Genomic DNA, 13,058 nt, shown 5'->3' with positions numbered 1-13,058 from the left:
GGATTTAAAATCCAATTGCCCTTTTTTTAAATCTCCTATAATCTGGCTGATCCTGCGGGTAGGGCGGATAATCCTGCGGGTAGGGCTCGCGAGCCCTACCCTGCAAAAGCCCTACACTGCAAAAATCCCTACACTGCAAAATTTCCTACATCGGATCAATCCTTGCCGGTGTATCAACACCATCCACAATTGATCTTGCACTGGTGGCAATGGCATTGATAATATCCGTGATGTTCTGAATGTCTAATGTGCTGACTTCATCACCTACACTATGATACAATTTATCTTTATCAATTTGAGTGGTGGAAATAGTGTGCGCCGGAACACCCAACTTTGCTAAAGTTGCATTGTCTGATCTATAGAAAAGATTCTGTTCCGGGTAAGGATCAGGGTGAAATTCGAATTGGGAACCTTTCAAATTTTCCTGCAATATCTTTCCGAAATCAGAACGTTCGTAGCCTGTTATAAACGCGCTATTCCGACCGAACTTCGATTCTTTACCAATCATTTCTATATTAAACATCGCTACTACTTTAGCAGGATCTAATTGCATAGAAAAATATTTTGAGCCGAATCCGCCGATCTCCTCCGCGGTGAATGCTACAAATACCAGGGTTCTTGCCGGATTTGTATTTTTATAATAATTAGCTAAAGTAACTACTGCCGTTACACCGGAGGCATCATCGTCAGCCCCGTTAGCAATACTGTCTTTGGAGTCTTTACTTTTCACGATACCGAGGTGGTCGTAATGGCCGGAAAACACGACCATCTCGTTTGCTTTGCTCGTACCTGGAATAATCCCGACTACATTATTTAAGGCTTTCCGCTCTTTTTCTTGTTGCAGGCTAATGGACCAATTCTCAACATCATCACCACTTTGCAAGATCATGAATGCAGAAGGTTTTTCTACCGGTTGATTCGTTTCCATTTCCATTTTACCACTCATATGAGCCAGGTAACCTTTCAATTGTTTGAAAGTAGCAGCATATTTATCACCCACCCAGATTACCGTATTACTATCGCTGTTCATCGCGGTAAATAAGCCTCTCGGTGAGTTTTCACCATCATATACCATTACTTTAACTGGTGATGCATCTGTCCAATTAACCGATTCAGAATAACTAGACATAATCACCTTATCAGCTGCAACGGCTTGTCCATTTACTTTTACATCCAATGGGCCGGGTTTCCAAACTGCCATATGAAATTCCTGCCTATAACCGGTTGCGCCGGGCAAAGGCTGTAAACCAGCTTTTTTGAACTCGGTTTCCAGAAATTCAGATGCTTTGGCTATGCCGGGTTCAAAAGTTTTCCTTCCTTCCATATCATCCGCGGCCAATGTTTGGATGATCCTTTTAACCTCCCTAGCCTTGATCTTCGATTGAGAATAAGATATTTGGGTTAATGCCAACAACAATAAAGGCAATAATCCCTTTAACCAAGAAATTTTCATGCTGTAAATCATTTAGGCTAATGTAATAAATTGCCTTGTTAAATAGACAGAAAATTTGACTAAAGGGCTTGCCATTAATACCTTTCCCTTCATTTATACCAACTTACATTCTTTATAATTTCTCCTTTCCTATTGATAAATTGTAACAAGATGTTCCGCGGAAGTATTGAGAAGGTCACGAATCCCTGGATGGGCGCAAAGAAGTCGACCTCCGATCTGGGCTTAAGCGATTCATTTGCTTCAGAACCCGCCCCGGAAATGATATGATGTGTAAATTTCTCTCCAGGATGATAGTATTGCAAATGATGTTCATGCCCTGATAAGTATATATCTACCTTATATTTTTCTAACATATTCTCCAGGGCATACCGGATATAAGGCTTACGCAACGCCCTGTTTCCCGCCGTATAACAGGGATGATGCCCTATCACGATCTTCCATTGCACATCTGCCCCGGGGTTGGACAAGATGGAATCCAACCAGAGTAGTTGTTTCGTACTGTCTTGTTCCCTTAATTCTTCAGCATAAGTTGCGCCATATGATTCGGGATCCAAGGTATTCGTATCTATGAAAACAAAAAGAGCTCTTGCTGAATCATTGATACTTTTTTTGATCGCATAATACCGGGCAGGCATGTTCCACCTTTGGCTAGTACCGGAATAATCAACCTGCGCCTGGGCATTTCCATGATAATCATGATTACCCAAAACTGCGTACCACGGCCTATGCAACGGATATTGATAGAAAACGTCTTCAAATGACAGCCTCCAAAGCGGATCATTTACACTAGCAACCCCATCAGGATAAATATTATCGCCAGTTGATATAATAAAGCTTGCATTGATGCCGGTAACTGCTTTCGCCAAGTTGGCCGCTACATCCTTTTGAAAATATTCTCCGCCCCTACCAAAATCGCCGATAGCCACAAATTCTAAAGCTCCATCCCGGCTTTGTTGACCTTTAATATAACCACCCCTATAGCCTTTCGCATATTCAGCGAGGTAATCGTGCGTTTGCCCTTTTATGTTTATTGATATGCATCCCAAGATGATGATTAACAGATATTTCATTTTATGATAAAATCTATGCTGGTTGAGCTCCTGAACCCAACCAGCAATCAAATAATTAATACCCGTCATTCTGATCCAAATTCCCGTTCAATGTGATTTCTGTTGCAGGGATTGGATAAATTCTCTTGTCGGGATCAGCATCGGTTTTAAATCCCCAGCTTGCTTCGTATGCTCCGAAACGGATCAAATCGTTCCTGCGCCATGCTTCCCAAGCCATTTCACGGGCGCGTTCTTCCAACAATTCATTCAAGCCTATGTTATTTACCGGGTCAGTTTTGGCGCGGCTCCTGATTTTATTGACGAGAACATCTGCTGTTTGTAATTCACCATTTACAGATGTAGCATTGGCGCCGCGCAATATCGCTTCGGCTTTCATTAACAATACATCGGCCAGCCTGAATACCGGAACATCGTTGTTGGAGTTCCTCGTTGTCGGATGCGTATTTTTATCTGGATAATACTTGATCGATCTTACTCCCCTCGCTTTACCCAGTTCATCGTTCCCAACATCCATTGTTTCTACTTTCTTCAATGGCATTGCAGGGGTAAACTCCAGTTGCCATTCTATCTCCGCGGATGGATCAGGCCCGTTATACGTATCGTCTAAACCCTTGTTCGTAGTTTTGATCATGATCGGTGTACCGTCAAAGTTATATTGTTTACCGGCTAACCAGGTGCTATTCCTCACATCATTCGGCAGGTTGAATTTCTCATAAAACAACTGGATGGTGCTGAGCGCGATGCTCGGCCGGAAAGGCAAACTGTACTTTTCTTGCAAACCGGTGTGTAAGCCGAACCTGGCAAACATACAACCTTGGATCACGTTGGCATCGTATGGGATGGCAAAGATCGTTTCCAATATTTGCGGCCCATTGTCCGGTGCAAAAATGGATACATAGTCGGCTGATAATGAAAACCGGTTGCCTACTAAAATACTATCGGCCATAGCAACAGATTCCTGGTAACGGTTCTGCCCGATATAAACTTCCGCATTTAGGTACAACTTCTGCAATAAGGCAAATGCGAACCATTTCGTGGGACGGGAATAAGTGATTTGCCCTGTTTGCGTACTCAATAATGGCAGCGCTGCTTTCAATTCTGTTTCGATGAATGCAAAAATTTCTGCCCGGGATTTTTGTTCCGGTAATACGGTTGCATTAAAATCCGTCATCAATGGAATGTTGGCAAACAAGTCCATCATAAAGAAATAATACAATGCTCTCATTGCCCTTATCTCTGCCAGGGCTTTGGGCTTACTTTCGCTCTCCGGGGCTTGTTCAAATAGCTTATATATCCTGTTACATGCATTGATGCCACCGAAACCCCATTGCCAAACACTTCTAACCGTGGGGTGATCCTTGGTATAAGTATGTAAATGTAGGAAACGGTATTGCCCCCCGTCATCATAGTTACCGTCGCGGGCAGGGATAATCGCTTCATCAGTCGACAATTCCTGTAAGCGCCAATAATCGATCGCGTATTTCGTGGCCAATTGTGAATAAATAGGACCGGATGCTGCAATAAACCCTTCCTCGGTGGTAGGAAAGTTCTCGTTCGTATATTCTGATTCTACGGTAACATCTAAATCGGTACAAGCCGAACACATAATAATAGCGGACAAAGCACCTGCAATTAAAAATTTCTTCATACTTCGTGTTTTTAGCTCGTTAGAATGATGCGTTCAATCCCAAAAGGAAAGAACGGGTTTTAGGATAGAAATTGTTGTTATCAATACCGGGTGTAAGTCCGCCCATATTGATTTCCGGGTCGATACCGCGGTATTTCGTAATGACAAATACATTGTTTACAGAGGCATACAATCGGATATTCTTGATATATGTGCTTTTAAGCGGTACGGTATATCCCAATGTCGCGTTATCTAACCTCAAGTAAGATCCGTTCTCGATATAGCGGTCACTTAAAAGATAAGCACGGTCATCATTTGCTGATTCGCCTAAACTGAACACTGGTAAATTCGTTGCCGTGGATCCGTAAGGCACGTTCAAGTTGGCCAATGTTGCATTCAGGATTTGGTTTCCATATACTCCCCTGACAAAAAAGTTAACATCAAATTGTTTATAAGTAAATGTATTACTCCAACCGTACAATAAATCAGGCTGCGCATTACCGGTTTGAACAAGGTAACTACTGTTGTATTCACGGGTAAAGCTGCCATCGGGTTTGATGAATTGCGACAAGCCATCTTTATCTTTTCCACCGTATTTCATTGTGTAAAATGTGCCCAATGGCGTACCTTCTAACAGCCTTTGTGAATAATTACCCGACTGTCCTCTCCCTCCAAGATCAGCAGTTTCTATATAGTCAACCTTAAATATGTCATTGGATAGCGAAACGATCTCGTTCTTGTTATGAGCTAAATTTGCGCTGGTAGTCCATGTAAAATCCCTGGTACTAACCGGGGTGGCATTCACTTGTAATTCGAAGCCGGTATTCTTCATCTTTCCTACATTTGCCAACATTGTTGGTACCACGCTGGTGCTGGGAACGTTGTAAGAATAGATTAGATCATTAGTTTGTTTACTATAAAAATCTAAGCTTACACTTAATTTATTCTTCAGCACTGCCATGTCAATGCCAACATTAAACATACCGGTACTTTCCCATTTCAAATCAGGATTGTCGTTCTGTACCGGGGCAATACTACTCAGGATTTGCCCATTGTAATAAAACTTACCGGATAGGTCATAACGCAGGATCGCAATTAGGGGATCAAAACCTAAAGAGTTACCGGATACACCGTAACCAACTCTTAATTTCAGCACATTTAACCAATTAATATCTTGCATAAAGGACTCGCTGCTAATTTTCCAAGCCCCGGAAAATGCAGGGAACAAGGCCCAACGGTTGTTCTTACCAAATGCGGAAGATCCATCTTGCCGCAAACTAGCTTGCAGTAAGTACTTATCTTTATAAGCATAATTCACCCTTCCGTAAAAAGAAATAAACCGAAGTGTTGATATCCTCGTAGTACCATAATTGGGAATGTAGCCGGATAAAGGACTACCAAAGCCCAAGTTATTCCCTTTTGTAGCATCGGAAACGAAGTTCTGATTGGATGTTTGGAAACCATCGCCTTTCCGGTCTTCCTGCCAAGAATAACCCAACAAGAATTTGAGGTTATTTTGCCCCAGGTGTAAATTATAGTTGAAATAATTTTCCAATAATTTCCGGGTATTCGTAAACGAACTACGGATAGACTCCCCATTCAATCCCTGCGCGATGCCCGATTCACGGCCATGGTATATATCACGGTTGATTTGTTCATCCTGGTAGGATACGTTCAGGTTATAGGTCAAGCCTTCGGCCAACTTCAACTCTGCACGCATATTTCCTAATAATGTCTTCGTCTTGGCACGATCGCTGTTATTGACAATCAAAGAAACGGGGTTGAGGTAATTCCTTGTCCTTGACCAGTCTTCTTTATAAGAACCATCAGCATTCTTAATGTTACTGGTTGGCAGGTAAGTCAGCATATTAAGAAATACCAAATCCGGGATACGATCCTGGGAGCTAATGCTATTGCTGATTGCAAGGCTCACTTTCAGCCGATCGTTGAATGCCCGCTGCTCCAGGTTGGCCCTGATATTCATCCTTTCCAGGGCCGAACCTTTCATAATACCTTCGTTCTGCAAGTAGTTCAAGTTACCGTCAAACACGGTTTTCCCGTTTCCGCCGCCGAAGGAAAGGTTGTGGTTATGTGAAAAGCCGGTTCTTGTAACCGCATCCTGCCAATCGGTATTGGCGCCATCTTCATCGCTAGGATTTAGGGAGTTGCCGTTATCCGCAAGAAATTTACGTAGCTCATCGCCGGTCAACATATCAATACTATTTGATATTTTCTCAGCGGCGCCATAACCGTTGTAAGCAATCCAACTTTGTCCTTCCTTGGCATGCCTGGTGGTAATCATGATAACACCGTTTGCCGCCCTCGCCCCGTAAATGGCGGTGGAAGCGGCATCTTTCAGTACATCCACGGAAACAATGTCCGCGGGCGCTACCAACTGTATAGATGCACCGGGGACACCATCGATTACGTAAAATGGTTGTTGCGCCTCGCCTTCCCTGAAGGTCGAGGGACCTCTCAAAATCACGGCGGGCGAGCCATTAGGGTCGCCACTCCTGGTAATGTTCAAGCCAGGGACTTTCCCTTGCAATAGTTGGTCGGGAGAACTAAATACGCCTGAATTAAAATCCTTGGAATCTAAATGTGAAATGGCACCTGTCAATTCACTTTTTGTCGTTTGCCCGTAACCAACTACCACGACACTATTTAGTGTACTGGCGCTGGATTGCATGATGACGGATACATTTGTCCTGCCTTGCAAAGCGATCTTTTGTGATTGGTAACCAATGTAGCTGAACAATAGTGTATCATTTTCAGCATCCGCCAGCAAATTAAACTTGCCTTCGGCGTTGGTGGCTGCACCGGTGCTTGTTCCCAGCACCTTTATATTCACGCCGGGCAAGGCCGTGCCAGAACCATGCTCAGTTACATGGCCATTTACAGTTACTTTGGGAGCAGCTTTCTTTATCACGAAAACGCCTTCATTCACTGAGTAAGTGAAACCACTTCCTTCTAATAATTTTTGCAAGATTGATTCAACACTTGCGTTTTTAATATCAACCGTTCCAACCTGGATGCCCTTTAAGGCAGTTGATTCAAACAATATATCTACCCCTGCTTCCATCTGCAAGGATTTCAAGGCAACGGGTAAAGAGCCTGCATCAATATGAAGTTCTTTCACCATCTTGCTTCGCTGCTGCGACCATGCCTCCCCGCAAATGCTGAGCGAGAGCATGGCAATAAGAATCCCTTTACCAAATGCACGGGCACTTGGCTTGTTTAAAATTTCAATCATAAAAAGCCGGTTAGGTTTATGTATAGGTTTAGTTCATTATTCAACTAAGTATTGTCCTTCGGACAATTTTGTAAACTTGATATCCTTCGGTACTAATTCTTGCAGTACGCGGATAACTTGCCCTATCTTCAAATTGGCACTCAATGAGCCCGTAATACGCACTTCCGATCTTTCGTGGGAACTAAACGTGACCGGATAATATTTTCCTAATAATACGAGCGCATCATTTAGCGGCATATCTTCAAAATTGATCTTATTATTGACCAATGATTCTATATCAACATTTGATATGCTTTTACTAACTACCTGGTATTTTTCCTTATTAATTTTCAATAAATTTTCAGCCGTAACAATACCGAGAACTTGATCATATTTTCTTACCTGGACCTTACCGGAGCTCACACCTACTGCCCAATATTGGTATTCTTCATATGCAGTTATTTGGAATGAAGTTCCCAATACATCTACGGTTAAACTATCAATATCCACCTGGAATGGATGATCAGGCAATGACTGCACATCAAAAAAAGCGGCCCCGTTTTTAAGTACAATTTTCCGGTGATCCAAAAATTTCTCGGCATACGACAATTCGGTTCCGGGTCCCATCCACACCACACTTTGATCCGGTAATGTAATTTTCTTCCGTTCCCCGGTACCAGTTTTCAGGCTAATGAAATGAACAGGCTCATTCTTGAATAACAGCCCCAATCCCAGGGATACAAATACAAGTATTGCCGCGGCCGCGGCCCACCGTATCCATTGAAGTTTTCTCCCGGGTTTAATCCTCTGCCTGATTTCAGAAAACAATTGCGCCTTCAACAATTCTTTCTTATTACCTTTCGGCATAATACCTGGAAATCGGCCAGCACGAGCCATTTCATTCAGCACCTGGTCTAATTGATCCGCCTCCTCGGCAGATAACTGTCCCGATAAGTATTTGTCTATTTGCTCCAGTAATTCCTGTCGATCCAATTCGAGATGTTTTGCTATAAAGTTTCACAAAGAGCATTTTTTAACTACCGGATTTCGTGGCTTAACATTATGGTAATATAAAAGGGAAGAAAAGCGGTAAATTAGTTTTAAAAGCTCCTTTAGCTAAATGAAGAATAATAACTTATGAAGTAATGGTTTTGCTTTACGGTAAGCATTGCTAAGCTGGTTGCGGACGGTCTGCTCGGCAGTCCCGGATTTCTGGGCAATTTCGCGGATACTGAGTTCATCGAAATGGTACCATTCAAAAACCTGCCTTTCCTTAACAGGCAGTTGCTGTAAATCTTTCTGAAAATGCTGAATAATATCTTTTTGTTCAATTCTAAGTAAAGAAAACTCGGAGCGTAATTCACTAAAGTGGATGAACTTCTCCAGGTGTTTTTCCTTTAATCCATCATCCCGGAATTTTCTAAGGATGAGCTTCCTGGTAGCACTGAATAAATATTGCCTGATATTCGTTTGAATATCCAGGTGTGTCCTTCTTTCCCAAAGACTAACAAACAAATCTTGAATGATATCGCGTGCATTTTCTTCGCTATCCAAAATTTTAGCAGCATACAGGTATAGGGACTCCCAATAAGTATTGAAAATAGCTTCAAATACTTTAAAATCGCCCTTTTTCAGATGATTCGTGTATATTATGTCAATATCTTGCTCCATCAAGAATACCAGCTAATTTATAGCAGACAACCAATTGAAAAAATAGCAACAGCAAAAGATATCGAAGTCTTAACATAGCCTGGCAAAAAAAATCCGTTTCATCCTCACAATCCGTAATAATCCCTGAACATTTTACGCGCAAAAAGAGCTAATTTGCACAGACCACCAGATATTATTATTATTCCATGATGCCGAATCCAAATATCCGCCCCGATGAAACGCGGTTAAGTGCTGCCGATAAGGAGTTTGAAAATAGCATCCGTCCAAAGGAGATCGTTGATTTTTCCGGGCAAGACCAAATTATTGAGAATCTTAAGATCTTTATCAAAGCAGCCAAGATGCGCGGTGAAGCCCTTGATCATATCTTGTTTCATGGCCCCCCGGGCTTGGGTAAAACAACACTATCCAGGATCGTTGCCAACGAATTAGGTGTGAACATCAAGGAAACATCCGGACCGGTTATTGAAAAACCGGGAGATTTGGCAGGTTTATTAACGAACCTCGGAGAGAAGGATGTGCTTTTTATAGATGAGATCCACCGCCTAAGTACAGTAGTGGAAGAATATTTGTATTCCGCCATGGAGGATTACCGCATCGATATCATGATCGACAGCGGACCGAATGCCCGGTCTATTCAAATTAACTTGTCGCCGTTTACCTTGGTAGGCGCTACTACACGTTCCGGTTTATTAACAGCCCCTTTACTGTCCCGCTTCGGGATCAAGTCGAGGTTAGAATATTATACGGCAGATACCTTGCAGAAAATCATTTGGAGAGCATCGGGCCTGTTGAACACTAAAATAACTTCGGAAGCGGCCATGGAAATTGCGCGCCGCTCCAGGGGAACACCGAGGATTGCCAACGGCTTATTGCGCCGTGTCCGGGACTTTGCACAAGTAATGGGAAACGGTGTTATAGATTTGGAGATCGCCCAATTCAGTTTGAAAGCATTGAATGTGGATGAATACGGGCTAGATGAAATGGATAACCGTATATTAACGATCATCATTGAAAACTTCAAAGGTGGTCCTGTAGGTATCAGCACGATTGCAACGGCAGTGGGAGAAGAGCCCGGGACCTTGGAAGAAGTGTACGAACCATTTTTAATCCAGGAAGGATTCATGAAACGCACACCGCGCGGCAGGGAAGTAACAGAAAAGGCTTATATGCACCTCGGCAAAAAGCCTCCGTATCAAGGTGGCACCTTGCTGTTTTAAGATAAAGGGGCGGGTTTCATAAGAAGCCCGCCCCAAGTATTTTAGTCCTTTACGACTAACCGGAAACCATTCCCGTGAATGTTCACGATCTCGATGTTAGGATCATCTTTCAAATATTTACGCAACTTCGCTATATACACATCCATACTGCGACCATTGAAATAAGTATCGCTACCCCAGATCTTCTTCAAGGCCACTTCCCTCGGTAAAAGATCGTTCTTATGCTCGCATAGCATATGTAATAATTCATTTTCTTTGGGAGAAAGCGTATGACTTTCACCACCATGCGTTAAAGTACGCAACCTGGAATTAAAATCATAGAACCCGATTTTGAACTCGTGCACTTCTTCTTCCTTCTGGTTCAATTCGGCATTCCTTTTCAGGATGGCCTTTATTTTCAGCAATAACAACTCGCTATCAAAAGGTTTGGAAATGTAATCGTCGGCGCCCAGTTTATAACCTTGGATGATATCTTCTTTCATGGTTTTGGCAGAAAGGAAGAATAAGGGAATATCGGGATCCACATCCCTGATTTCCTCCGCTAATTGGAAGCCATCCATATTAGGCATCATGATATCCAGTAAGCAGATATCGAATTTATCCCTGCGGAATGCAGCCAGAGCCAAGATACCATCCCTACATAGTTCAACATCATAATCATTCAGCTCCAAGTAATTCTTCAACACCATGCCTAGGTTCGTATCATCTTCTGCTAACAGTATTTTGGGTTTACGTTCTTCCATAATAAAGGGTATTAATGTGTCTATAACAAATATACAAGGAATTAGGTTGATTTTAGGCAACCTAGCCTTTCAATGGCACAGCAACCGGGGCTCTTCTTATCTGGAATATGAAGTTTCGCGGGTATTTGGCGGGGGTGTGAAAGTTTTGTTAAACGGCTGTAGAAAGCGTTTACAAGCATTCAAAGCCTCTTATTTCGCCTTTAATAACGAGGAAAAAGGATGTCGCAGGTTCGAGTATTCTACCATATCAACCACGACGCTTCCTACTGATATGGGACTTTCTATACGCAGGGGAATCTTATTGGCATCATCACTTACCCAAACATTCATCTTTTCACCGCCTTCGAACAAGGTGCCTTTAATCAGCAGCGGTTTAAACTTGATTGCCCGGAATTTACCAAATTTCGTATTAACTTCTTCCTTACCAATGTAGCGGATGTAAATATTGTAGACCTCGTCATCCAAAAACATGGAGAACGGGATGCGGTCGCCGGGATTGTATTTCGAAAAGTCGATGTTACGCGCGTAATAAATAGAACTGATTACATCTTGTACGCAATTAGGGACATCAAATATTCCCGTTGTGCTGGTTGCCTTGTTAGTTTCCCTGTCAAAAGAAACGTTATTGTAAATTTTATAACCGCCTTCGTTCACGTTCCTGATAAACCGCAAGGGTTTGAGGGTAGCTGTATCGATATAACTTTCGTACTTATCGCGAACTTTGAATATCCAGTCATATGCCCTGAAGGTTCTGCCATCGCCAACAACGTGGTAAACGTCTTTATTGTTATATTTTTCCAGCTTGCAGTTAAATACTGCCTGTCCGGCGCCAACATATACTTTGGCTAATTTATAATAAACTTTGAACGTAATACTTTCCCCTGCTTTGAAACTGGTATTGTGGATACCGCAGAAATCTTCGCGGGTAGATTGTTTTGCTGGCGGGGGCATCGGGGCAGGATCGATGACCCTGGGTGCACCCGTGACAGTCAATCCTAAAAACATTAGTACTAAATACTTCATTGAACGGAGGCTATTTATCCTTAAAAATTTTGACGCCTAATAATAAAATACATCCTATTACAGCCGGCAATACGAGGTTAATCAACCATAATCCCACCGTAGCCGCGATAATACCCGCCATATTTTTACTCAATAAACCAAGGAAATACAAACTCACTTGTCCCCTCAACCCTAACTCGGCTATCGCGATAGTAGGTACAATGGCCATCACTAGATATATCGTGCTAATCATCAAAAATCCCTGCCACCAAACCACGGTTACTCCTAATGCGTACAACAAAATCAAATACTGTGCCGAGAAGACCATATAACGCAGTGTAGACAAGAGCAACAGTTTCCTTAAATCCTTTGCTGAATACCGGGCTATGATCAAAACAAATATCTTGGCTTTTCTCAGTATAGGTACCTTATCAAAGATAGCAACGATTATTTGTAGTCTAAAATATAATAGAATGATTAACACACAAATCATAATTAACACGCCTAGTAGTATTTTCTCCCAAAAATTCGGGGCAAAATATTGACTGGACTTAATGATTTCGAAGTTGTTAATATAAAAAATCATCCCGCAAAGACCCATTACGATGGTCACGATCAATTGGCTATAACTACCTACGATCGTGGCTGCAATTGCTTTCAGCTTATGCCTGTTGGCCAGGTAAAGTACGCGGCCTCCATATTCCCCGACACGGTTGGGTGTACTCACCGAAACCGAGACGCCCGAGAATACCGCCATAAATGCGCGCTTAAAAGGTACATATTCTAAAGGTCGCACCAGCAGTTGCCACTTCCTTGCTTCCAATCCCCAGTTGACCATCATCATGATACCCATCAGCAATAAAATTAGTATTCCCTGCTCCGCAACCAATGTTTGCATCTCCGCGAGGGTGCTCTTCAAATTTTGCTGGTGGCTCAATTGACGGTAGATGGAATAGCTTAACCAAGCAAACAGTCCACCACCGAAAAGATAATTGAGGATTATTTTGGTATTTTTGTTCAGAATTCTAAAGATTTTGGCAAAA

10 protein-coding genes are annotated in these 13,058 nt (G+C 42.4%); 1 reads left to right on the top strand and 9 read right to left on the bottom strand.

Annotated features, from left to right (window positions below):
- Positions 1 to 145 precede the first annotated feature (145 nt).
- The 6 genes from COR50_RS07830 to COR50_RS07805 all read right to left on the bottom strand — a co-directional run bounded on the left by COR50_RS07830 (position 146) and on the right by COR50_RS07805 (position 9,053).
- Complete coding sequence (locus COR50_RS07830) at positions 146 to 1,453, bottom strand: M28 family metallopeptidase (RefSeq protein WP_098193486.1); 1,308 nt, start codon at positions 1,451 to 1,453, stop codon at positions 146 to 148.
- Positions 1,454 to 1,542: 89 nt separating this feature from the next.
- Positions 1,543 to 2,523, bottom strand: a complete 981-nt coding sequence (locus COR50_RS07825; RefSeq protein WP_157760687.1) for a purple acid phosphatase family protein — start codon at positions 2,521 to 2,523, stop codon at positions 1,543 to 1,545.
- A 55-nt stretch (positions 2,524 to 2,578) separates the two neighbouring features.
- Positions 2,579 to 4,171 (bottom strand): RagB/SusD family nutrient uptake outer membrane protein, encoded by a 1,593-nt coding sequence (locus COR50_RS07820; RefSeq protein WP_098193484.1) that lies wholly within the window; start codon positions 4,169 to 4,171, stop codon positions 2,579 to 2,581.
- Positions 4,172 to 4,190: 19 nt separating this feature from the next.
- Entirely contained in the window at positions 4,191 to 7,403 is a 3,213-nt protein-coding gene (locus COR50_RS07815) for a SusC/RagA family TonB-linked outer membrane protein (protein ID WP_098193483.1), read from the bottom strand.
- Positions 7,404 to 7,439: 36 nt separating this feature from the next.
- Positions 7,440 to 8,375 (bottom strand): FecR family protein, encoded by a 936-nt coding sequence (locus COR50_RS07810; protein WP_098193482.1) that lies wholly within the window; start codon positions 8,373 to 8,375, stop codon positions 7,440 to 7,442.
- A gap of 123 nt (positions 8,376 to 8,498) precedes the next feature.
- Complete coding sequence (locus COR50_RS07805; protein WP_098193481.1) at positions 8,499 to 9,053, bottom strand: RNA polymerase sigma factor; 555 nt, start codon at positions 9,051 to 9,053, stop codon at positions 8,499 to 8,501.
- A gap of 185 nt (positions 9,054 to 9,238) precedes the next feature.
- Between COR50_RS07805 and ruvB the strand changes: the two genes are divergently transcribed.
- Entirely contained in the window at positions 9,239 to 10,270 is a 1,032-nt protein-coding gene (gene ruvB, locus COR50_RS07800; protein WP_317044431.1) for a Holliday junction branch migration DNA helicase RuvB, read from the top strand.
- A gap of 41 nt (positions 10,271 to 10,311) precedes the next feature.
- On the opposite strand, the gene COR50_RS07795 is transcribed toward ruvB, so the two are convergent.
- From COR50_RS07795 to COR50_RS07785, 3 genes are all read right to left on the bottom strand, one after another.
- Positions 10,312 to 11,013, bottom strand: coding sequence for a response regulator transcription factor (locus tag COR50_RS07795; protein WP_098193480.1), 702 nt, complete (start codon positions 11,011 to 11,013; stop codon positions 10,312 to 10,314).
- A gap of 189 nt (positions 11,014 to 11,202) precedes the next feature.
- Positions 11,203 to 12,036 carry a DUF3108 domain-containing protein gene (locus tag COR50_RS07790; RefSeq protein WP_098193479.1) on the bottom strand — a complete coding sequence of 278 codons (834 nt, stop codon included), beginning with the start codon at positions 12,034 to 12,036 and terminating at the stop codon, positions 11,203 to 11,205.
- Positions 12,037 to 12,046: 10 nt separating this feature from the next.
- A complete protein-coding gene (locus tag COR50_RS07785) occupies positions 12,047 to 12,934 on the bottom strand; it encodes a lysylphosphatidylglycerol synthase domain-containing protein (protein WP_394336708.1) in 888 nt (295 codons plus the stop codon).
- Positions 12,935 to 13,058: the final 124 nt, after the last annotated feature.

The organism is Chitinophaga caeni, from assembly GCF_002557795.1.
Lineage (GTDB): Bacteria > Bacteroidota > Bacteroidia > Chitinophagales > Chitinophagaceae > Chitinophaga > Chitinophaga caeni.
Note: the sequence above shows the minus strand (reverse complement) of the source record. Positions and strands in the feature narration are given on the sequence as shown.

Coding starts and splice junctions, on each gene's coding strand:
- COR50_RS07830 (WP_098193486.1), bottom strand. CDS start 1,453: ATGAAAATTTCTTGGTTAAAGGGATTATTGCCTTTATTGTTGTTGGCA.
- COR50_RS07825 (WP_157760687.1), bottom strand. CDS start 2,523: ATGAAATATCTGTTAATCATCATCTTGGGATGCATATCAATAAACATA.
- COR50_RS07820 (WP_098193484.1), bottom strand. CDS start 4,171: ATGAAGAAATTTTTAATTGCAGGTGCTTTGTCCGCTATTATTATGTGT.
- COR50_RS07815 (WP_098193483.1), bottom strand. CDS start 7,403: ATGATTGAAATTTTAAACAAGCCAAGTGCCCGTGCATTTGGTAAAGGG.
- COR50_RS07805 (WP_098193481.1), bottom strand. CDS start 9,053: ATGGAGCAAGATATTGACATAATATACACGAATCATCTGAAAAAGGGC.
- ruvB (WP_317044431.1), top strand. CDS start 9,239: ATGATGCCGAATCCAAATATCCGCCCCGATGAAACGCGGTTAAGTGCT.
- COR50_RS07795 (WP_098193480.1), bottom strand. CDS start 11,013: ATGGAAGAACGTAAACCCAAAATACTGTTAGCAGAAGATGATACGAAC.
- COR50_RS07790 (WP_098193479.1), bottom strand. CDS start 12,036: ATGAAGTATTTAGTACTAATGTTTTTAGGATTGACTGTCACGGGTGCA.